Below are 18810 nucleotides of genomic sequence, written 5' to 3'. Positions count from 1 at the left end.
GACGAACGACGGCCGTCGACGGTTGGGGTCAGGCCTCGCGCGCCGGCGCGGCGTCGCGGTCGGCCACGCGCATGCGCTCGGCGAGGGCGGGGTGGGATGCGTCGAGGTGCGCGAGCACGGAGGCCCGGGTGTCGGCCGACTTGTTCTGGCTCATCTTCGACTTCGCGTCGAAGGAGCGCACGCGCAGCCGCAGCCCGACCGTCCCCATCGCCATGCCGCGATTGCCGTCGTCGTCGATGTCGAGCGCGACGCCGCCCTCGGGCGCGTACCGCGACTCGAAGTGCGCGACGAGCTTCCGGAGCGTGCGCATGTTCGCGTCCGCGTCGAGGACCTCCACGTCGCACGTCATGCTCGCCATCTCGAAGTTCCAGGTGGGGATCTGTCCCGCGTCGGCCCCGACGTACCACGACGGCGAGATGTACCCGTGCTCGCCCTGCGCGACCACGAGCATCCGGTGCTCGCCGGGCTCGAGCAGCCCGTGCAGGCGCGCGTCGGCGCGGCCGAGGTGCGTCACGAGCACGAGCCCGTCGCCCTCGTGCTCGTCGTCGAGCAGCACGGGGGAGGGGGATGCGACGGGTCCGGACGCGGGATGCGACACCAGCAGCATCCACGGCGCGCGCGCGACGAGGTCGCGCACCTCGGCCTCGCCGATGCGGTAGAGCGGATTCGGCTGCATGCGCCCCATCCTCCACCACCCATGCCCGCGTGCGCCGTCGCGCCGCGCCCGCCCTCTCTCCGCCCCTCCTCCGCCCATCCGCAGATATAGGGCCAACGGCTCGAATGCCGCCCCGATGAGCGCCACTGTCCCTGTATCTGCGCACGGTCTGCGCCGACGCAGGCATGCGCATCCGCCCGCGCCGCCGCGCGCGGCCGTCCACAGGTGCCGCCGCCCTCTGCTCGCGCTGCGCGGAGCGCGCGGCACCCTGCGCGGATGCGCCCCTCGACCCCGCTCCCCGAGCCGTTCGATCTCGGCGCGTTCCGCGTCGGCGACGCGCTCGCCGAGGGGCTCGGCCGCGGTCGGCTCCGCGGTGCCGATCTCGAGCAGCCGTTCCGCGGGGTGCGCTCGCGACCGATCACCGACGTCGCGGCGCTCGCGAGCGCGTACGCGACGATCATGCCTCCGCATCAGGTCTTCGGCGGCATCACCGCCGCCCGGCTCTGGGGCCTCCCCATCGCCGAGCGGTGGTCGCGCGGCGAGCCGCTCGTCGTCGCCCGACCGCACCGCACCGCGCCCAGCGTCGTGCCCGGCACGCGACACCTCGCGTTCGATCCGACGCGGCTGCGCACCACCGAGCTCGACGGGCTGCGGCTCCTGGGCCCGCTCGCGACCGCGCTGACGCTCGCGCGCGAGCTGTCGCACGAGGCGCTCGTGCAGGTCGCCGATGCGCTGCTCACGCCGTCGCGCTCCTTCCCGGGCCTGCGACTGGAGCGGAAGCCCGAGCGCGGCTATGCCACCCCACAGGAGCTCGACGACTTCATCGCTCGATGTGCGGGGCTGGCCGGGGTCGCGGCGCTGCGCGCTGCCGCGGCGGATGCGCGGGTCGGCGTCGACTCGAGGTTCGAGACGATCACGCGGCTCCTGATCGTCGAGGCGGGGCTGCCCGAGCCGGTCGTGCACCCGCCTGTCGTCGTCGACGGAGAGGAGTGGCACCCGGACCTCGGCTATCCGGAGCTGCGGATCGCGATCGAGTTCGAGGGCGACGGCCACCGCGACGAGCGGCAGTGGCACGTCGACATCGATCGCTACGCGCGCTTCGAGGCAGCCGGATGGACGACCGTGCGGGTCACGCGCAAGCACATGGCACGCCGTGGCGCGCACTTCGTGGAGCGCGTGCGCGCAGCGCGCGCCCGACGCGAGTGACGCATCCGCCCCCTCCGTGCTTCTCGGCCATCACAGATGTAGGGCCAGTGGCTCCGACCCTCGCGGGGTGGGAGCCACTGGCCCTACATCTGCAGCGGGCGGCGCGGCCCGCGCGGCTCAGACCGCGACGGGCTGCTGCTGCTGCGCGTGCTGCGCCTGCTGCACGTGCTCGAGGCGCCACCGCACGTGGTTCAGCTGGCGCACGAGGCCCGTGGGCAGCGCGCGGCCGAACTGGCCGAAGAAGGCCTCGACGTCGACGAGCTCCGACAGCCACGCCTTCGGGTCGATCTCGAAGAGCTCGTCCATCACGGCCTCGTCGATGTCGAGCCCGTCGAGGTTCAGCGCGCCCTCGGCGGGCAGCACGCCCACGGCGGTGTCGACGCCCGGCGCGGTGCCGGCCACGCGGCCCGCGATCCACTCGAGCACCCGCGCGTTCTCGCCGAAGCCCGGCCACAGGAATCCGCCGTCCTCGTCGCGACGGAACCAGTTGACCGAGAAGATCTTGGGCGCGTGGCGGCCGAGGCGGTGCCCCATGTCGATCCAGTGCGTGAAGTAGTCGCCCATGTTGTAGCCGCAGAAGGGCAGCATCGCGAACGGGTCGCGGCGGATCTCGCCCACCGGGCCCTCGGCGGCGGCCGTCTGCTGGCTCGAGACCGTCGCGCCGACGTAGACGCCGTGCTCCCAGTCGCGCGCCTGCAGCACGAGCGGCACCTGCGTGGGGCGGCGGCCGCCGAAGATGATCGCGTCGAGGGGCACGCCCGCGGGCGCGTCCCAATCGGGCGCGATCGACGGCGCCTGCTCGGCGCGCACGGTGAAGCGGGCGTTCGGGTGCGCCGCCGGGCCGTTGGCCGGGTCGTAGGGGCGGCCCTGCCAGTCGATGAGGCCCTCGGGGACCTCCTTCGTCATCCCCTCCCACCACACGTCGCCGTCGGGCGTCATCGCCACGTTGGTGAAGATCGTGTCGTGGTCCATCATCGCCATCGCGGTCGCGTTGGTGGCCTCGCTCGTGCCGGGGGCGACGCCGAAGAAGCCGTTCTCGGGGTTGATGGCCCACAGCCGCCCGTCGGGGCCAGGACGCATCCAGACGATGTCGTCGCCGAGCGTCTCGACGGTCCAACCGGGGATCGTCGGCTGCAGCATCGCGAGGTTGGTCTTGCCGCACGCGGAGGGGAAGGCGCCGGCCAGGTGGATCTGGCGGCCGTCGTCGTGCTTCATGCGCAGCAGCAGCATGTGCTCGGCGAGCCAGCCCTCGTCGCGCGCCTGCACCGACGCGATGCGCAGCGCGAAGCACTTCTTCGCGAGCAGCGCGTTGCCGCCGTAGGCCGAGCCGAACGACCAGATCTCGCGCGTCTCCGGGAAGTGCGAGATGTAGCGGGTCGGGTTGCACGGCCACGGCACGTCCTGCTGGCCGTCGGCGAGCGGCGCGCCGATCGAGTGCACCGCGGGCACCCAGTCGCTCGTGCCATGCATCGCCTCGAGCGCCGCCGTGCCGACGCGCGTCATGTAGTGCATGGATGCGACGACGTACGGCGAGTCGGTGATCTCGATGCCGAGCTTCGAGATGGGGCCGCCGACCGGGCCCATCGAGAACGGGATGACGTACATGGTGCGGCCGCGCATGGCGCCGTCGAAGAGGCCGCCGAGCACCTGCCGCATCGAGGTCGGGTCGCGCCAGTTGTTCGTGGGGCCGGCGTCCTCGGCATCGTCGGCGCAGATGAAGGTGCGGTCCTCCATGCGGGCGACGTCGTCGGGGTTCGAGCGGGCGAGGTAGCTGCCAGGCCGCTTCGGCACCGGCACGATCGTGCCCGCCTCGAGCATGGTGTCGATGAGGCGCTGCAGCTCCTCCTGCGAGCCGTCGCACCAGACGATGTCGCGGGGCTCGGTGAGCTCGGCGACGCTCGCGACCCACGAGACGACGCCCGGGTCGGCGCCCTCGGGCGCGCCGACGCGCTTGGGCTTCACGGGCTTGGCGGATGCGCGGGTCGGGGCGGCGGGGAGGATCGTCATGGTTCGAGTCTCACCCGCGCCCGACCGCCGAGGGCGAGCGAGAGCCAGAAGGAACCGCGCATTCTTCCTTTCGACGAAACTTGCGCCCCGAAGCGCCCCTCGCGGAGGCGATCGCGGCCGCGCGCGGCGCACATGGTGAAGATTCGCCAGAAGTTTCGTACACTGGTCGCATGGTCGACGCAGCAGTCCTTGGGCACCGCATCCGGCACTTCCGCACCGCCGCCGAGCTCACGCTCGACGCGCTGGGGGAGCGCATCGGGCTCGCGGGCAGCCAGCTCTCCCTCATCGAGAACGGGCACCGGGAGCCGAAGCTCAGCCACCTGCAGGCGATCGCCGAGGTGCTGCAGGTGCCCACCGCACAGCTGCTCGACCCCGAGCCGCCGAGCGAGCGCTCGCGGCTCGAGCTCGACCTGCAGCGGCTGCAGGAGGGCGCGAGCTACAAGCGGCTCGGCCTGCCGACCGTGCGCCCGACGCGCTCGATGGGCGACGACCAGCTGCGCGCGCTCGTCGGCCTGCACCGCGAGCTCGACCGCCGCGCCCGCGAGGCGATCGCCACCCCCGAGCAGGCACGGCGCGACGCGACCGCGCTGCGGCTGCGCATGCGCGAGCAGGCCAACTCGCTGCCGCACATCGACGAGCTCGCCGACGAGCAGCTGCGGGCCGTCGGCTACGAGGGCGGCAGCCTCACGCACCGCACGGTGAGCGAGATGGCGGCCCGCCTCGGCTTCGAGCTCGTCTACGTCACCGACCTGCCGCACTCGACGCGCTCGGTCACCGATCTCGAGAACGGCCGCATCTACCTGCCGCCGGCCTCGATCCCGGGTGGCCACGGGCTCCGCTCGATGGCGCTGCAGGCGCTCGCCCACCGGCTGCTCGGGCACCACGAGCCGCGCGACTACAGCGAGTTCCTGCAGCAGCGGCTCGAGATCAACTACTTCGCGGCCGCGACCCTCATGCCGCGCTCGCGCGCGATCGAGTACCTGCGCAAGGCGAAGAAGGAGCGGAACCTCGCGGTCGAGGACTTCCGCGACGCGTTCGGCGTCACGCACGAGACGGCGGCGATGCGCTTCACGAACCTCGCCACCACGCACCTCGACCTGCGCGTGCACTTCCTGCGCGTGGCCGAGGACGGCGCGCTCTCGCGCGTCTACGAGAACGACGGGATGCCCATCCCGGTCGACGCATCCGGCCACGCCGAGGGCCAGGTCGTGTGCCGCAAGTTCGCCGCCCGCAGCGCCTTCGAGCGCACGTCGCGGACGACGGAGTTCTACCAGTACACCGACACGCCCGCGGGCACCTTCTGGTGCTCGACGCAGATCGGCGCGGGCACCGACGGCGAGTTCTCGATCTCGTTCGGCGTGCGCTTCGACGACGCGAAGTACTTCCGCGGCGCCCAGACGGCGTTCCGCCAGACCTCGACCTGCCCCGACGAGCGGTGCTGCGCCCGCCCCGACGACGCGCTGCAGCGTCGCTGGCGCAACAACGCGTGGGCGTCGGCGCGCATGCACCAGCACACGCTCGCGCCGCTGCCGTCGGGCACCTACCCGGGCGTCGACGACGCGGAGCTCTACGAGTTCCTGGAGCGGCACGCACCGGTGCTCTGACCCGCGCCCCAGGCTCTTGGCACGGCATCCTGCCCGGCCGTAGCCTGGAGGCGCCACGTCGACCGGAGGAGCCGACATGACCCGCGAGCAGCACGGACTCGATTCGCCCGACGAGACGCTGCGCCGCGGCGCGGCCCACCTCGCGAAGCTCCATCCCGAGCTCGAGCCGACGCTCATCGAGCGCATCGTCTTCGAGTCGCACGCCACCCTCGCTCGCGGGGCGCGCGTGCGCACCCACCTGCCGGCGCTCGCGCTGAAGTTCGCTGCCGACCGCCTCAAGGCGCTCGAGGCGGGCGAGGGGCGGCGCGAGGCCGGCGCGCCGCTGCGCGTGCTCGTCGAGTCGATCCGCAACGACGGCATCTCGCAGATGGCCGCCGCCTACCTCAACGCGCTGAGCGACGGGCGCGTCGAGGCGCTCTCGGCTGCCCTCAACCCTGCCGACGAGGTGCTGCGCACGGTCGTCGGGGTGATGGAGGAGGATGGCGTGCCGCTCACCGAGAGCTACCCGAAGCCCGTCACCGACGACGTCGCGCGCGCGGCCGACGTCATCATCACGATGCTCATCGACCACCCGTTCGAGCTGCAGCCCGAGCAGCAGGTGCTCTCGTGGGACTTCGACGACCCGGCCGGGCTCTCGACCGACGAGGTGCGGCGCATCCGCGACCGCGTGCGGCGGCAGGTGCAGCAGTACCTCGACGCGCTGGACTGAGCGCGCCGCCCAGGGCGGGCGACGCGCTCGTGCGGCTACAGCGCCGCGACGATCGCCGCAGCGTACGCCCGCTGGCCCGGCCAGTTGAGGTGGAGGCTGCGATCGGACGTGCGCTGACCGTTGACGAGGCCGCTGACCCAGGGGCCGCTGGTGTCGCAGAGACCGTGCCCGTCGAACGCTGCGCCGATGTCGATGTAGGTGCCGCCGGCGGCCATCGCCCCTGCGCGGATCGCGAGGTTGATCTGCTCCACCCCGAGGTTGGCGAGCGCGGCCTGCGCCGGGCTCACGTCGATCGGCGTGCCCTGGAAGGAGCCGATCGAGCACGACGTCGCGAGGTCGCCGAAGAGCAACGGGTAGCCGCCGACCGCGATGCGCCCGTCGAAGCCTGGGACGGCCCGCACCGTCGCGACGATCGTGCCGATGCTCGTCGGCAGCGACTGCCCGAGGAGCATCGCCCGATCGAACGCCGTCTGGCATGCCGGCACGGTGCCCGAGCTGCTGCAGGCCAGCAGCACCGACTGCCATCCGACGTCGTTCATGCCGACGGTGATGGTCACGAGCTCCGTCGCGGCGCCGAGCCTGCCGGCGGCGATCGCCGTGCGCGCCTGCGTGAGCGCGTCGGCGCTGGTGGCACCGGCACAGGCGTGCGACGCGACGCCGCCGTAGGTCGGCGCGAGCACGATCGGGTAGGCCTTGATCGAGCGGAGGCAGTCCATCTGCACCGCCGGGAGCAGGCCCGTGCCTGCAGCCTCGGAGTCGCCGAGCGCCACGTATGCGTAGCCGCCGGGCGGAGGCGGCTCGGCTGCTGAGGCTGGCGCGGCTCCGAGCAGTGCGGTTGCGCCGAGCGCGACCGCGGCGGCGACTGCGAGCATGCGACGTTGCATGATGTCCTCTTTCGATCCGGCGATGGGAGATCGATTCCGTAACATCGTCGCGGAACGGTCTGCGGCTGATGCTAGACCCGCCGCCACGTCGCGGATAGCCCCCCATGTGATGCGAGAGCGCCGGCCCCGCAGGGCCGGCGCTCCCGGAGCGGATCGGGCTCAGACCAGCGAGTAGCCGGCCTCCGAGACCGCGGCGCGCACGTCCTCGACGCGCAGCGGGCTGTCGGATGCGACGGTGACGGTCGAGCGGCCGCCGGGCACGAGTGCCACGTCGACGCCCTCGACGCCGGCGAGGCCCGAGATCTCCTCGGTCACCGACGAGACGCAGTGGCCGCAGGTCATGCCCTCGACCTCGAAGGTCTGCGACGTCGCGGCCGACTGGGCCGACGCATCCGTCGTCGAGCAGGCGCCGCCGCCGCAGCAGCCGCCGGCCTGGGGCTCGGGGGTGGAGGTGATCTCGATGTCCTGCAGCATGGTGTCCTTCCGGTGGTGGATGCTTCGGGGTATCAGGAGCGCACGAGGCGCGCGATGGCGGCGCTCGCCTCGGCGAGCTTCGCCTCGGCGACCGGGCCGCCCGTGGAGGAGGCCTCGGCGACACAGTGCGCGAGGTGATCCTCGAGCAGCTGCAGCGCCACGGTCTCGAGCGCCTTCGTGGCGGCAGAGACCTGCGTGAGGATGTCGATGCAGTACTTGTCCTCGTCGACCATGCGGGCGACGCCGCGCACCTGGCCCTCGGCGCGACGGAGCCGCTTGAGGAGGGCGTCCTTGTCGGCCGTGTAGCCGTGGGTGGCGTGCGTGCTCATGATGGGACGATGATACCCCGGAGGGGTATCTCCCGGCAAGGGCTACGCGACGGCGCTGACGTGCTCGGGCGTGGCCCAGCTGCGCCAGATGGCCGCGAGCTGCGCGTCGAAGAGCGCGTCGGCCTGGTCAGCCGGGTAGAGGCCGAGCAGCTCGAGCGTGATGAAGCCGTGCACGCCGGCGAAGATGGTGCCGGTCGCGACGACCGGGTCGCCGTGCAGCACACCCGCCTCGGTGGCCTCCGTGACCGCGCGCAGCAGCGGCTCGGTCGTGCTGTCGCGCGCCTCGCCGACCGCGGGCGAGTCGGCGCTGCGGCCGAAGACGACCTGGAACATCGCGGCGTGCTCCTTGGCCCAGGCGCGGATCGCGTGGGCGAGGCCGGAGATGTGCTGCGCGGGGTCGTCGACCCGGGCGGCCTCCTGCGCGTCGACGAACGAGCGCGCGGCGCGGAGCGTGATCGCCTCGAGCAGCTCGCCGCGCGAGCCGAAGAGCGAGTAGACGGCCGACGTCGAGGTGCCGACGGAGGCGACCAGCGGGCGCAGCGAGAAGTCGGGCCCGTCCACCGCCATCAGGTCGGTGGCGGCCTCGAGCAGGCGCTGGCGCAGGTGCTCGTCGTGGAGTCGAGGTCGTCCCATGGCGGTAAGCGTACGCTGTTTCCGAGCGCCGTTTCGCGATCGACACGAGATTGCGATGCTCGCACACGTGCGATCCGGGAAGTTTGGTGCCCCCAGCAGGATTCGAACCTGCGGCCTTCTGCTCCGGAGGCAGACGCTCTATCCCCTGAGCTATGGGGGCCGGGCTGCCGAGGCAGCGTCGTCCAATCTACCACTGCGAGGGCTACGCCCCGACCGCCGCCCAGCCCAGGCCCGCCGCCGCCCCGAGGATCATCCAGGGGCCGAAGGCGAGGTCGGCGCGCAGCGACGTGCGGCGCAGCGCCAGCATCACCAGCGCCACGAGCGCGAAGACCAGGAACCCGCCCAGGATGCCCAGCAGCACCGCCTGCCAGCCGAACCACCCGAGCGTCAGCCCCAGCACGACCGAGAGCTTCACGTCGCCGAGGCCGAGGCTCGACGGGGCGAACCACGCGAGCGCGAAGTAGCCGACGCCGACGACGAGCATCGCCAGGAGCGCCGTGCCGAGCCGCCCCCAGTCGCCCGTGATCGCCGCGGCGACCACGAGCATCCCGAGCACGGCTCCCGTGGTCGGCCAGACGATCGCATCCGGGAGGCGGAAGACGGCGAGGTCGACCGCGATGAGCAGGCCGCAGCCCACGGCGAGGGCGCCGAGCGCGACCGCGACCGCCCAGTGGTCGGCCACGGCGGCGCCCGCGGCGCCGAGCAGCGCGGCGAGCGACGCGGGCACGGCGGGCCGCAGCCAGCGCGACCCGCTCTCGGCGATCCGGCGTGCGCGCGGCGTCAGCAGCCAGGCCGCGACGGCGCACAGCGCTGCCGCGATCGCGATCGCAAGGGGTGGCATCGAAGCGGTTGCTCTGGGTGACGCAAGGTTCTCCGGCGCCCTCAGGCGTCGGGGCTCAAGCCGGCCTCAAGGTCGTGAAACGCCTGCTCGACGAGGTCGGCGATCTTCGACGCCCCTCCGTCGGTGTTCACCCAGACGCGGATCGCGGTCTTGATGGCCGCGGCCGCGACGCCCGCGATGAGGCGGGGGAAGGCGGATGTCTCGGGGTCGACGCCGCTGCGCGCGGCGACCGCAAGGCGCACGGCGTCCTCGAACTCGTCGTACTGCGCCATGCGGTGGGGGAGCAGGGCCGGGAAGCGCTCGACGAGATCCTCCTTGGCCTTCAGCATCTTCAGCTGCTCCTTCGACCAGCCGCTGATCGAGGCGGTGAGCACCTCGCTCAGCGAGTGCAGCGGCGCCTCGTCGGCGGGCCGCTCCTCGAGGCCGGCGAGCATGTCGATCGGCGAGATGTCGCCGGCCGCCACGAGCGCCGCTTCCTTGGAGGGGAAGTAGTTCGACACTGTGCGCGGGGAGACGAAGGCGCGCTCGGCGATCTGGTCGATCGTGACGTCGTCGAGCCCCTTCTCCGAGACGAGCGCGAAGGCTGCGTCGGCGATGGTGCGACGGGTGAAGAGCTTCTTGCGCTCGCGCAGGCCGGGCTCAGGAGTGGGGGCGGATTCAGGCATGGGCGGCAACCGTAACAGCGTCGGCAATGAAGCGCGTCGGTGCGCCCGATGCGCTGGCTTCGCGCTTGATCGGGGCGGGGAGCTGCATGGCTCCTCCTGTCGTGCGTGGGGACCTCGTCCCGGTGGGCGAGCCGGCTCGTGCGGGGCTCTGTGGTGCAAGTCTGAGGCGTAACGACGTTACCGTCAAATCAACATGCCGTTTCGGGATTAATGCTGAGGTTGCAACTTCCAGGCTGAGGGAATCTTGAGACTCTGCAATGTTGCGCGATCCGCAACCCTTGTGTCACGATCTTCCTCGTTGGTTCACCTGGACTGACATCCCGAACAGCACCGGAACCCCAGCCCCGGGCCTGTCAAGTAAGGAACCCTCCATGTACGCATTCCTGAGCGCTGTCAGCGCTTTCGTCTCCGACCGCTTCGACAAGCAGGACCGCGGCGCGACCGCCGTCGAGTACGGCCTCATCGTCGCCGGCATCGCAGTCGCGATTGTCCTCATCGTCTTCACGCTGGGTGACGAGATCGCAGTCATGTTTGGCGACGTCCAGACTGCCATCGTTAACCGCTAGGACCTTCGAGAAGGCGCGGCGTCCAACGTGTTGGGCGCCGCGCAATCGTTTAGCAGCAGCTCTCGTAGGGAGGCGCCATGCCTGGAATAAGAGATAGAGGAGCGGCGGCAGTTGAGTTCGCACTTGTCCTGCCACTGCTCGCTCTGTTGACGTTCGGCATCATCGGCTTCGGCTACACCTTCCACGTCCAGACAACGATCGACAACGCGGCACGAGACGGCGTCAGGATCTTCGCCTTGACCGACGGCTCTACCGCGCCGGCCGACGCGCGCGCAGCTACACGAGCTGCAGCGGCACCGACGCTTGCACTGACAGACGCTCAGATCGCGGTCGGCCCGGCCGGCTGTCCCGCCGGCGAGACCGCTCGGGTCACCGTCACTTTGACGGACTTCGAGCCGCTCGGTGGCTTCTTCGGAACTCTGACTCTTACCGGAACCGGGAGCATGCGATGCAACGGTTGACATTCCTTCGCGAGGACCGCGGCGCCGTCGCCGTGTGGGTTGCGATCATGCTGATTCCCTTCATGGGATTCGCTGCGCTCGCCATCGACATCGGCGCGGCACACGCGGATCGGCAGCGACTCCAGATCGGCGCCGATGCAGCCGCTCTGGCGGTGGCCCAAGACTGCGCAGTGGGCGCCTGCGGCGACCCTGACGCCACTGCACAAGCGCTCGCTACGGCCAACGACCCGTTCGGCGGCCCCGCCACTGGCGAGGTGACCGATCAGTCGGATCTTGCCGGCGGCTATGTACACGTCGAGACGACCTCGCACCGCGACTACTGGTTCGCGCCGGCGATCACGCCCGCGCTGGCCGACGTCGAGCCGTGGGCCGAGTCGGCTGCCACCTGGGGGCCGCCGAGCGGCGGCCGCTCCTCGATCCCATTCGCGTTCGCGGCATGCGAGATGGCAGGCTTCGGCGTCCTGCAGCTCGGCGCCAATGGAGACCCCGTGGGGTTGAATGACGCGGCCGTGGGACAGCGATTCCGGCTCGAGCAATCGAAGGTGACGAATCCGACGACGTGCCCGCAGAAGCCGCAGAGCGGGAACTGGGCGCCGGGAGGGTTCGGATGGCTAGCACCTGACCTCGCTGCCAGCGAAGAGCCGTGCAGCGTGCAGACGGAGATCGGTCAACCGGTCGACTCCGCCAACGGCAACTCCCAGGGCAGTCACGACAGCGATTGCTACGTAGCTCTGCGCCGCGCCATCGACCTCGCTGATGCCGACCCGACCGCGGCCGCGCTGCTCCCGGTATTCCGATCGAACACGGCCGAATCGATCAACGATCCGAAGACGTACCTCGTCGTCGGTTACGTCGCTGTCACGCTCGAGGGGTACCACTTCCAGGGAAACCGGTGCTACGGCGAGACGGAGACCGGCGGAAGCGCCTGCGCTGCGTCTGCTGGTGGCAACGGCGGCTGGATCGTGATCGAGCCCCAGCGGTACATCGCGAGCGAAGCCGACTTCGAGACCAGTCCGAGCGCGCCCGACCTGGGCTCGGCCGTCGTCACCCTCACTCTCCCAAGAGAGGACTGAACGATGATCCGCAGACTGATCGTCGCGCTCGTCGCACTGCTGATAGCCGCCGTCGGGGGAGTGCTCACATACCTCTACGCTGCCGGAGCCGACTCCCGAGCGATGGCTCGGATGACCCCGACTCAGGTGCTTGTCGTGGCCGAACCCATCGAAGCCGGCACCGCGGCGGACGCGATCGCTCGATCGGTCGTGGTCTCCGAGATCCCGCAGGGAGTCGTGGTCCCCGGAGCGGTCACCGACCTGGCCGATGTCACGGGCTTGATCGCCAGCACCGACCTTCTGCCCGGGGAACAGCTACTCGCCTCTCGATTCGTGGAACCCGAGACCTTGGACGGCGAGTTCGAAGTTCCTCTTGACATGCATCAGCTCTCCATCCAGCTGGATCGGCAACGAGTCATCGGGGGTGAACTGCGCCCGGGCCAGACTGTCGCGGTGTTCGTCTCGGGCACGGTGACAGGAACTGGTCCAGACGGCGCGGACGCGGAGGCCGACATGACGCGACTGCTGCTCCACAAAGTCCTTGTTACCGCGGTGCACGGTGGCTCATCCATCACGACTGACGAGAGTGGCGAAGAGGTCGAGGAGGCAGCCGCGGACACCCTGATCGTCACTCTCGCGCTTTCCGCTGCCGACTCTGAGCTCGTGGTGTTCAGCCAGGAGTTCGGATCGGTCTGGCTGTCGCTCGAGGGCGCGGAGGTGCCCGAGGGCGGCACGCGCGTCGTCACGCCTGAGGAGGTCTTCGGATGAGCAATGTGCTCCTGTCATCGGACTCTAACGAGTTGCATGAGCGGGTTCTCGAAGCGTCTGACGGGGCCTGCGTGGCGCTAGCTGTCGGCGACGTGCTGGAGTCGGCGCCTGCGGATCTGATCGCGCGTGCGGGACAGTCGTCGCTGCCTGACGTAGTCGTGCTCGACGCCACCGACAACCCGGAGCACGCACTGGGCCTTGCTGCCAGGTTCGATCTGGAGCTGCCGGGCACCGGTGTCGTGCTCATCGGCGACCCCGACGCGCTCGCAATCGCGGCGCTGCGTGTGGGTGCTCGAGACGTGCTCCCGCCTGACGTTGATGCCGACCTGCTTCGGTCGACGCTGGAGCGCGTCCACGCGGCTGTGCGGGTGCGTCGCGGTGCCGCAGGGAACAGTGCGCCGCACACGATCGCGGCCGTTCCCGCCAAGGTGATCACTGTGCTGTCTCCCAAGGGGGGCGCAGGGAAGACTACGATCGCGACGAACCTCGCCGTCGGACTCGCGAGGACGGCGCCCGGCTCCACGGTGCTCGTCGATCTCGACGTGCAGTTCGGTGACGTCGCGACTGCGCTCGGTCTCGAGCCGGAGTTCACGCTCGAAGACGTCGTCCACGGTGCAGCGCTACGGGATCCGATCGCGCTCAAGACGCATCTCTCGCTCCACGACTCGGGGCTCTCGGTGGTCTGCGCTCCGGAAAGCCCAGTCGCTGCGGACTCCGTGACGCCGGACCAGGTGGGCGCCCTGCTCAGCATGCTGGCGATGCAGTTCCGCTATGTCGTGGTGGACACCGCAGCTGGACTGGAGCCGCGCACACTCGCGGCCCTCGATCAGACCACCGATCCGGTGCTGCTCACGACGTTCGACGTCACCGGTGCTCGTGGCCTGCGCAAGGAAGTCGATACCCTGCGTGAGCTGGGTATGCTGAACAACGCACGGCAGGTGCTGTTGAACTTCGCAGACTCCAAGTCCGGCCTGTCCGTCTCGGATGTCGAAGCGACGATTCGCACTCGAGTAGACATCACGGTGCCCTTCTCGAGAGCCGTCACCTCATCGCTCAACACCGGGACCCCCTTGGTCCTGCAGCGGCCGCGGGATCCCGTGGCGCGGCAACTGGGCCAGCTGATAGCGCACTTCTCAGGGATTCGCGCCTCCGGGAGCCGACGGTGAGCTCGCTCAGCGAGCGGCTGGCCGCCCAGAAGCCACAGCCCGCGACGCAGGTTGCGTCAGCCGGAACACGGCGGGCGGCCCGGGTCGCGTCGCCGCTGCCTGCAGAACCCGCTACGGAAGCGCCGGCGGACGCTGAGCCGACGGAGCCTCTTGTTCAGGCCGACGGTGAGAGCGATGGTCTCGCCCGAGTGAAGCAGCGCGCGGCGGTCGCTCTGTACGCGCGGATCGGCACGCGCCTCAACGACCCCAATCTCTCCGAGGAGCAGCTGCATCAGCTTGTACGGGACGAGCTGCATCGCGTGGTCGAGGCTGAACAGGCGCCTCTGACCGGCGAAGAGCGCCAGCGCCTGATCACCGAGGTTCGAGCCGACGTGCTCGGACTCGGACCTCTCCAGAAGCTGCTCGACGACGTCGCGGTGACCGAGATCATGGTGAACGGCCCGGATTACGTGTACGTCGAGCGCGACGGGAAGATCACGCGGGCCCCTGTCCGGTTCACCTCGGAGCAGCACCTGCGCCAGATCATCGAGCGTATCGTTACCAGGATCGGTCGCCGGATCGACGAGTCGTCGCCAATGGTCGACGCCCGGCTCGAGGACGGATCGCGCGTCAACGCGATCATCCCACCGCTGGCGTTCACCGGTTCGACTCTCACGATCCGCAAGTTCGCCAAGGACCCCTTTAAGGTCGCGGATCTCATCCGGTTCGGGACGTTGACCTCTCCGATGGCGCGACTGCTCGAAGCGTGCGTGCACGGAAAGCTCAACATCATCGTCTCGGGCGGTACCGGAACAGGAAAGACGACGCTGCTCAACGTGCTCTCGTCGTTCATCCCCGACCGCGAACGCATCATCACCATCGAGGATGCGGTGGAGCTGCAGCTGCAGCAGGATCACATCGTTCGTCTCGAGTCCCGCCCGCAGAACAGTGAGGGAAAGGGCGAGATCACGATCCGTGATCTCGTGCGCAACTCGCTCCGCATGAGACCCGATCGGATCGTCGTCGGCGAGGTTCGCGGCGGCGAGACGCTCGACATGCTGCAAGCCATGAACACGGGTCATGACGGCTCGCTGTCCACCGTCCACGCGAACAGCCCCCGCGACGCCATCTCGCGACTGGAGACACTGGTCCTCATGGCAGGGATGGATCTGCCACTCCGAGCGATCCGCGAGCAGATCGCTTCTGCTGTCGACCTGATCGTGCAGCTCGATCGACTCCGTGACGGCACTCGCCGAGTCGTCGCGGTCACGGAGGTGGTCGGCATGGAGGGGCAGGTGGTGACGCTCCAAGACGTCTTTGCCTTCGACTTCGCCGCGGGCACCGACGAGTCCGGCCGATTCCTGGGCGTACCGCGCCCGACGGGCGTACGCCCGAAGTTCTCGGAGCGTCTCCAGGACCTCGGGATCCGGCTTCCCGCGGACGCCTTCGAAGATCGCGCCCTGCGATGAGTCCGGCAGTCGTCGCGTTCGTCGTCGCCCTCGGTATGGCTGTCGCGGCATTCGTCGTCGCCGATCCGGGCCGCGTGCGGCTGCCCCGCAGCCGGCGCCGACCGTTCGAGCGTCATGATGACGGTGTGCTCGCGGAAGCGGCTGAGGCAGCGACGACGCTCATGGGCCGTCTGATCGGTCGACGCGGACACACGCTCGCGATGGTGCTCGACCTCGCGGGAGTGAAGAGTCGACCGCAGGACTTCGCCTTCTTGACGGCTGTCTGCGGCGTTGTCGCCGGGGCGCTCGTGCTCCTGATCGGGGGCGGTTGGCTCGCGCTCGTGGTCGTTGCGTCGGCGCCATTGGTGGCCGCGCTGGTGCTGCGCTTTCGCACCGAGCGTCGACGGAAGCAGTTCGGCCAGCAGCTCGACGGAACGCTGCAGCTCATGGCGTCGAACCTCCGGGCTGGCTACAGCACGATGCAGGCGCTCGCCTCGGTCACGCGCGACTCAGAGGAGCCCACGGCGACGGAGTTCGCGCGCGCGGTGAATGAGGCGCGCGTGGGCCGTCCCGTGGTGACCTCGCTTGAGGTCGTCGCAGACCGCATGAAGAGCGAAGATTTCGGGTGGGCCGTGCAGGCCATCGCAATCAACCGCGAGGTCGGTGGCAGCCTTGCCGAGGTGCTCGATGGCGTCGCAGCGACCATCCGTGAGCGCGGGCAGATCCGCCGCCACGTCGAGGGGCTGAGCGCTGAGGGGAAGCTTTCCGCGATGATCCTCATGTTCTTGCCGTTCGGAGTCGGGGCCCTGATGCTCCTGACGAATCCGGGATACCTTGCGCCCTTGCTGACCTCGCCGATCGGCATCGGCATGATGGTGGTGGGTGTCGTGCTGCTCATCATCGGTGGCCTCTGGATGAAGAAGACGGTCGAGGTGAAGTTCTGATGTCAGCCGAAGCGCTGCTACCAGCGCTGCTCGTCGCGACTGCGCTGGCCGCGCTTGCCTGGACGCTCGCGGTCTCTGTCAGCCCCACCCGCGCTCGTAGCCTTGCGAACCTGCGGCGAGGTGACAGCTCGGGCGCTGAGATGGCCTCAGCGCGCTCGGAGACCCTCTTGCAGCTCGCCCGGCGCCTCACGCCCCGTGCGCTCGTTGATCTGCTCGACCGCCAGCACGCGCGAGCGGGCCGACCGTCGGATTGGACCGTCGACCGCCTGCTGCTCGTGAAGCTCGGGCTAGTGCCTGCCGTGACAATCGTCGTCGTGTTGCTGATCGCGTCGCGCGCCGACAGACCGCTCGTGCTGCTCGCCGCTGGAGTGGGACTGGTCGGCTACTTCCTTCCCGATCTCTTGCTGTACAACCGGGGGTTGACGCGCGATCAGCAGATGGAACTGGAGCTGGCCGACACCCTGGATCAGATGACCATCGCCGTCGAGGCCGGCCTGGCCTTCGACGCTGCGATGTCGCGAGCGGCAAGCAACGGCAAGGGCGTGCTCGCACAGGAGCTGACTCGCACGTTGCAGGACATGAGGATGGGCAAGCCTCGAAGAGACGCTTTCGCGGACCTTGCGAGCCGGACCCGAGTGAGCGATCTGCGTCAGTTCGTGCGCGCGATCATGCAGGCGGACGCTAACGGCATCTCCGTCGGCGATGTGCTCCGGACGCAGGCGGCCGAGATGCGTCTGAAGCGACGACAGCGCGCGGAGATGAAGGCGCAGCAGGTGCCGGTGAAGGTCCTGATGCCGCTGATCCTGTGCATCATGCCCGTGCTCTTCATCGTCATCATCGGCCCCGCGATCCTTAGTATCATCGACACCTTCAGCAGTATGTGACGCCGATGGCGCTGTGGGAGGATCGCAGGCAAATGCGCACCGCCCACGCCACCTTCTCCATGTCCCTCGTGGGCGAGACCGACGTCAACCTGCTCGTCCTGCCTGCCGAGGCCTACGCATCCGATGACGTCATCTCGGTGAGCGTCGACGGCGCTCCGCTCGAGTGGCAGATCGCGGCCGCCGCGCACGACACGCGGCAGCTGCTGTTCATGGCGCCCGCGGGTCGGCTCGACGTCGACGTGCGCACGAGCCTCGAGGGCCTCACCCGGCCGCTCGACGACGGCGACCCGGCGCGCTACCTCGAGGACTCCCGCTACGTCGAGGCCAGTGCGCTCCGCGGCTTCGTCGACGAGCGGTTCGGCCGCGTCGCGGGCTTCGACGCGATCGCGGCGATGCGCCGGTGGATCGCGCGCGGCTTCACCTACTCGCCCGCGCTCTCGGGCATCGACGACACCGCGGTCACGTCGCTCGAGAAGAGCGGCGGCATGTGCCGCGACTACGCGCACGTCATGATCGGCCTCGCGCGCGCCGCGGGCATCCCCGCCCGCTACGTCGGCGTCTACGCGCCCGGGCTGCAGCCGCCCGACTTCCACGCGGTCGCCGAGGTGCACCTCGACGGCGAGTGGTGGGTCGTCGACGCGACCGGCCTCGCGCCGAGGCAGAGCCTCATCCGCATCGCGACCGGGGCGGATGCGCTCGAGACGGCCTGGGCGACGACCATGCGCAGCCCCGTGGTGCTGCAGTCGGTGATGGTGCGGGCGAGCGATGATGCGCTCGAGGAGGGCGCGGTCGACGACGTGGGCGCGCGGGTGCGGATCGCGTAGACGGGCGGGTGGTCTCGGCTCGACCGGCGGGGAGCTGGTGGTCTCGACTCGACGGCCTGCGGCCGTCGGCTCGACCAGCGGGGCCCAGCGGTCGCGGTGCTACTGCAGGTTCCCCGCGACGTCGTCGATGACCGGCTGCGCGTCCTGCGCGGCGCCGAAGTACTGCGAGGCGGCGGCGATCGCGAGGTCGCCCTCGATCGAGGTGGCGACGCCGAGGTCGCCGAAGCTCTGGAACTCGACCGCCGTGAAGCCGTCGGCCTGCTGCAGCACGCCGATCACGAGCCGGTCGGGGCCCGTGACGTGCTGGTACGCGCAGACGGTGCCGCCCGCGTCGGCGATGTCGCCGATCGCGCCTGGCAGCGTGCCCTCCTCGGCGGTGGCGGCGAAGTTGGGGTTGAACTCGTAGAGCTGCTCTGCGCTCAGCACGTCGGTGCACGGCAGCTCGCCCGCGATGGGCGGCGTGGTCGGCAGGTCGCTGCCCGTCGGCGCCGGCGTCGGCGTGGGCGTGGGCACGACCTCCGAGGCGGTCGGCGTGGGTGTCGGCTCGGCCGACTCGGTCGCCGTCTCCGAGGCGCCCGGCGTCTCGCTCGGCGCGAAGACGCCCGGCTCGCACCCCGTGAGCGCCAGCGCCGTCGCGGCCGCCACGACGACGGCGGGCAGGAGACGGCGGATGCGCGGGGCGGCCGGGGCCGACGGGCTCAGGGCAGACAT

21 protein-coding genes and 1 tRNA gene are annotated in these 18810 nt (G+C 70.3%); 12 read left to right on the top strand and 10 right to left on the bottom strand.

Annotation, left to right across the window (positions count from 1 at the left end; translation table 11 throughout):
- Positions 1–28: 28 nt before the first annotated feature.
- Positions 29–676: an FMN-binding negative transcriptional regulator gene (locus tag J2X49_RS00800; RefSeq protein WP_310121331.1), complete on the bottom strand. Its 648-nt coding sequence runs from the start codon at positions 674–676 to the stop codon at positions 29–31.
- A gap of 255 nt (positions 677–931) precedes the next feature.
- Between J2X49_RS00800 and J2X49_RS00795 the strand changes: the two genes are divergently transcribed.
- The gene (locus J2X49_RS00795) at positions 932–1861 is read left to right on the top strand and encodes a hypothetical protein (protein ID WP_310121328.1); all 930 of its coding nucleotides are present in this window, start codon (positions 932–934) and stop codon (positions 1859–1861) included.
- A gap of 117 nt (positions 1862–1978) precedes the next feature.
- Here J2X49_RS00795 and J2X49_RS00790 read toward each other — a convergent pair whose 3' ends face one another.
- The gene (locus J2X49_RS00790) at positions 1979–3868 is read right to left on the bottom strand and encodes a phosphoenolpyruvate carboxykinase (GTP) (protein ID WP_310121325.1); all 1890 of its coding nucleotides are present in this window, start codon (positions 3866–3868) and stop codon (positions 1979–1981) included.
- 170 nt (positions 3869–4038) lie between these two features.
- Between J2X49_RS00790 and J2X49_RS00785 the strand changes: the two genes are divergently transcribed.
- Entirely contained in the window at positions 4039–5472 is a 1434-nt protein-coding gene (locus J2X49_RS00785; RefSeq protein WP_146357209.1) for a helix-turn-helix domain-containing protein, read from the top strand.
- Positions 5473–5548: 76 nt separating this feature from the next.
- Positions 5549–6181: a low molecular weight phosphatase family protein gene (locus tag J2X49_RS00780; RefSeq protein WP_128189002.1), complete on the top strand. Its 633-nt coding sequence runs from the start codon at positions 5549–5551 to the stop codon at positions 6179–6181.
- A 35-nt stretch (positions 6182–6216) separates the two neighbouring features.
- Here the strand turns inward: J2X49_RS00780 and J2X49_RS00775 are convergent, their stop codons facing one another.
- The 7 genes from J2X49_RS00775 to J2X49_RS00745 all read right to left on the bottom strand — a co-directional run bounded on the left by J2X49_RS00775 (position 6217) and on the right by J2X49_RS00745 (position 10007).
- Positions 6217–7053, bottom strand: coding sequence for an SGNH/GDSL hydrolase family protein (locus J2X49_RS00775; RefSeq protein ID WP_310121316.1), 837 nt, complete (start codon positions 7051–7053; stop codon positions 6217–6219).
- A 171-nt stretch (positions 7054–7224) separates the two neighbouring features.
- A complete protein-coding gene (locus tag J2X49_RS00770; RefSeq protein ID WP_146357215.1) occupies positions 7225–7539 on the bottom strand; it encodes a heavy-metal-associated domain-containing protein in 315 nt (104 codons plus the stop codon).
- A 32-nt stretch (positions 7540–7571) separates the two neighbouring features.
- The gene (locus J2X49_RS00765) at positions 7572–7868 is read right to left on the bottom strand and encodes a metal-sensitive transcriptional regulator (RefSeq protein ID WP_310121311.1); all 297 of its coding nucleotides are present in this window, start codon (positions 7866–7868) and stop codon (positions 7572–7574) included.
- Positions 7869–7910: 42 nt separating this feature from the next.
- The gene (locus J2X49_RS00760) at positions 7911–8501 is read right to left on the bottom strand and encodes a TetR/AcrR family transcriptional regulator (RefSeq protein WP_128188996.1); all 591 of its coding nucleotides are present in this window, start codon (positions 8499–8501) and stop codon (positions 7911–7913) included.
- Positions 8502–8585: 84 nt separating this feature from the next.
- A tRNA-Arg gene (locus J2X49_RS00755) sits at positions 8586–8661 on the bottom strand.
- A 42-nt stretch (positions 8662–8703) separates the two neighbouring features.
- The gene (locus tag J2X49_RS00750) at positions 8704–9342 is read right to left on the bottom strand and encodes a prepilin peptidase (protein ID WP_310121308.1); all 639 of its coding nucleotides are present in this window, start codon (positions 9340–9342) and stop codon (positions 8704–8706) included.
- 41 nt (positions 9343–9383) lie between these two features.
- Entirely contained in the window at positions 9384–10007 is a 624-nt protein-coding gene (locus tag J2X49_RS00745; protein ID WP_310121306.1) for a TetR/AcrR family transcriptional regulator, read from the bottom strand.
- A 371-nt stretch (positions 10008–10378) separates the two neighbouring features.
- Here J2X49_RS00745 and J2X49_RS00740 point away from each other — a divergent pair, with 371 nt between their 5' ends.
- The 9 genes from J2X49_RS00740 (at position 10379) to J2X49_RS00700 (ending at position 18099) form a co-directional block, all read left to right on the top strand.
- Complete coding sequence (locus tag J2X49_RS00740; RefSeq protein WP_310121304.1) at positions 10379–10573, top strand: Flp family type IVb pilin; 195 nt, start codon at positions 10379–10381, stop codon at positions 10571–10573.
- Between the two features lie 77 nt (positions 10574–10650).
- Positions 10651–11034, top strand: a complete 384-nt coding sequence (locus J2X49_RS00735) for a pilus assembly protein (protein WP_310121302.1) — start codon at positions 10651–10653, stop codon at positions 11032–11034.
- Positions 11022–12107 (top strand): pilus assembly protein TadG-related protein, encoded by a 1086-nt coding sequence (locus J2X49_RS00730; RefSeq protein WP_310121299.1) that lies wholly within the window; start codon positions 11022–11024, stop codon positions 12105–12107. Before J2X49_RS00735 ends, J2X49_RS00730 begins: the two co-directional genes overlap by 13 nt.
- 3 nt (positions 12108–12110) lie before the next feature.
- A complete protein-coding gene (cpaB, locus tag J2X49_RS00725; RefSeq protein WP_310121297.1) occupies positions 12111–12854 on the top strand; it encodes a Flp pilus assembly protein CpaB in 744 nt (247 codons plus the stop codon).
- A complete protein-coding gene (locus J2X49_RS00720; protein ID WP_310121294.1) occupies positions 12851–14020 on the top strand; it encodes a P-loop NTPase in 1170 nt (389 codons plus the stop codon). Before cpaB ends, J2X49_RS00720 begins: the two co-directional genes overlap by 4 nt.
- Positions 14017–15468: a CpaF family protein gene (locus J2X49_RS00715; RefSeq protein ID WP_146357235.1), complete on the top strand. Its 1452-nt coding sequence runs from the start codon at positions 14017–14019 to the stop codon at positions 15466–15468. The genes J2X49_RS00720 and J2X49_RS00715 overlap by 4 nt, the downstream gene beginning before the upstream one ends.
- Positions 15465–16391, top strand: coding sequence for a type II secretion system F family protein (locus J2X49_RS00710; protein ID WP_310121290.1), 927 nt, complete (start codon positions 15465–15467; stop codon positions 16389–16391). Before J2X49_RS00715 ends, J2X49_RS00710 begins: the two co-directional genes overlap by 4 nt.
- Complete coding sequence (locus J2X49_RS00705; RefSeq protein ID WP_310121286.1) at positions 16391–17275, top strand: type II secretion system F family protein; 885 nt, start codon at positions 16391–16393, stop codon at positions 17273–17275. Before J2X49_RS00710 ends, J2X49_RS00705 begins: the two co-directional genes overlap by 1 nt.
- A 32-nt stretch (positions 17276–17307) precedes the next feature.
- Positions 17308–18099: a transglutaminase family protein gene (locus J2X49_RS00700; protein ID WP_310121284.1), complete on the top strand. Its 792-nt coding sequence runs from the start codon at positions 17308–17310 to the stop codon at positions 18097–18099.
- Positions 18100–18198: 99 nt separating this feature from the next.
- Here J2X49_RS00700 and J2X49_RS00695 read toward each other — a convergent pair whose 3' ends face one another.
- Positions 18199–18810 (bottom strand): hypothetical protein, encoded by a 612-nt coding sequence (locus tag J2X49_RS00695; protein WP_310121281.1) that lies wholly within the window; start codon positions 18808–18810, stop codon positions 18199–18201.

It is taken from the genome of Agrococcus sp. BE272 (genome assembly GCF_031457935.1).
GTDB classification, from domain to species: domain Bacteria; phylum Actinomycetota; class Actinomycetes; order Actinomycetales; family Microbacteriaceae; genus Agrococcus; species Agrococcus sediminis.
Note: the sequence above shows the minus strand (reverse complement) of the source record. Positions and strands in the feature narration are given on the sequence as shown.

Bases quoted from the DNA above. Each gene is read 5' to 3' on its own strand.
- J2X49_RS00775 (WP_310121316.1), bottom strand. From the start codon at position 7,053: ATGCTCGCAGTCGCCGCCGCGGTCGCGCTCGGCGCAACCGCACTGCTC.
- J2X49_RS00765 (WP_310121311.1), bottom strand. From the start codon at position 7,868: ATGAGCACGCACGCCACCCACGGCTACACGGCCGACAAGGACGCCCTC.
- J2X49_RS00770 (WP_146357215.1), bottom strand. From the start codon at position 7,539: ATGCTGCAGGACATCGAGATCACCTCCACCCCCGAGCCCCAGGCCGGC.
- J2X49_RS00700 (WP_310121284.1), top strand. From the start codon at position 17,308: ATGCGCACCGCCCACGCCACCTTCTCCATGTCCCTCGTGGGCGAGACC.
- cpaB (WP_310121297.1), top strand. From the start codon at position 12,111: ATGATCCGCAGACTGATCGTCGCGCTCGTCGCACTGCTGATAGCCGCC.
- J2X49_RS00760 (WP_128188996.1), bottom strand. From the start codon at position 8,501: ATGGGACGACCTCGACTCCACGACGAGCACCTGCGCCAGCGCCTGCTC.
- J2X49_RS00735 (WP_310121302.1), top strand. From the start codon at position 10,651: ATGCCTGGAATAAGAGATAGAGGAGCGGCGGCAGTTGAGTTCGCACTT.
- J2X49_RS00790 (WP_310121325.1), bottom strand. From the start codon at position 3,868: ATGACGATCCTCCCCGCCGCCCCGACCCGCGCATCCGCCAAGCCCGTG.
- J2X49_RS00785 (WP_146357209.1), top strand. From the start codon at position 4,039: ATGGTCGACGCAGCAGTCCTTGGGCACCGCATCCGGCACTTCCGCACC.
- J2X49_RS00730 (WP_310121299.1), top strand. From the start codon at position 11,022: ATGCAACGGTTGACATTCCTTCGCGAGGACCGCGGCGCCGTCGCCGTG.
- J2X49_RS00745 (WP_310121306.1), bottom strand. From the start codon at position 10,007: ATGCCTGAATCCGCCCCCACTCCTGAGCCCGGCCTGCGCGAGCGCAAG.
- J2X49_RS00750 (WP_310121308.1), bottom strand. From the start codon at position 9,342: ATGCCACCCCTTGCGATCGCGATCGCGGCAGCGCTGTGCGCCGTCGCG.
- J2X49_RS00795 (WP_310121328.1), top strand. From the start codon at position 932: ATGCGCCCCTCGACCCCGCTCCCCGAGCCGTTCGATCTCGGCGCGTTC.
- J2X49_RS00800 (WP_310121331.1), bottom strand. From the start codon at position 676: ATGCAGCCGAATCCGCTCTACCGCATCGGCGAGGCCGAGGTGCGCGAC.
- J2X49_RS00695 (WP_310121281.1), bottom strand. From the start codon at position 18,810: ATGTCTGCCCTGAGCCCGTCGGCCCCGGCCGCCCCGCGCATCCGCCGT.
- J2X49_RS00740 (WP_310121304.1), top strand. From the start codon at position 10,379: ATGTACGCATTCCTGAGCGCTGTCAGCGCTTTCGTCTCCGACCGCTTC.
- J2X49_RS00705 (WP_310121286.1), top strand. From the start codon at position 16,391: ATGTCAGCCGAAGCGCTGCTACCAGCGCTGCTCGTCGCGACTGCGCTG.
- J2X49_RS00780 (WP_128189002.1), top strand. From the start codon at position 5,549: ATGACCCGCGAGCAGCACGGACTCGATTCGCCCGACGAGACGCTGCGC.
- J2X49_RS00710 (WP_310121290.1), top strand. From the start codon at position 15,465: ATGAGTCCGGCAGTCGTCGCGTTCGTCGTCGCCCTCGGTATGGCTGTC.
- J2X49_RS00720 (WP_310121294.1), top strand. From the start codon at position 12,851: ATGAGCAATGTGCTCCTGTCATCGGACTCTAACGAGTTGCATGAGCGG.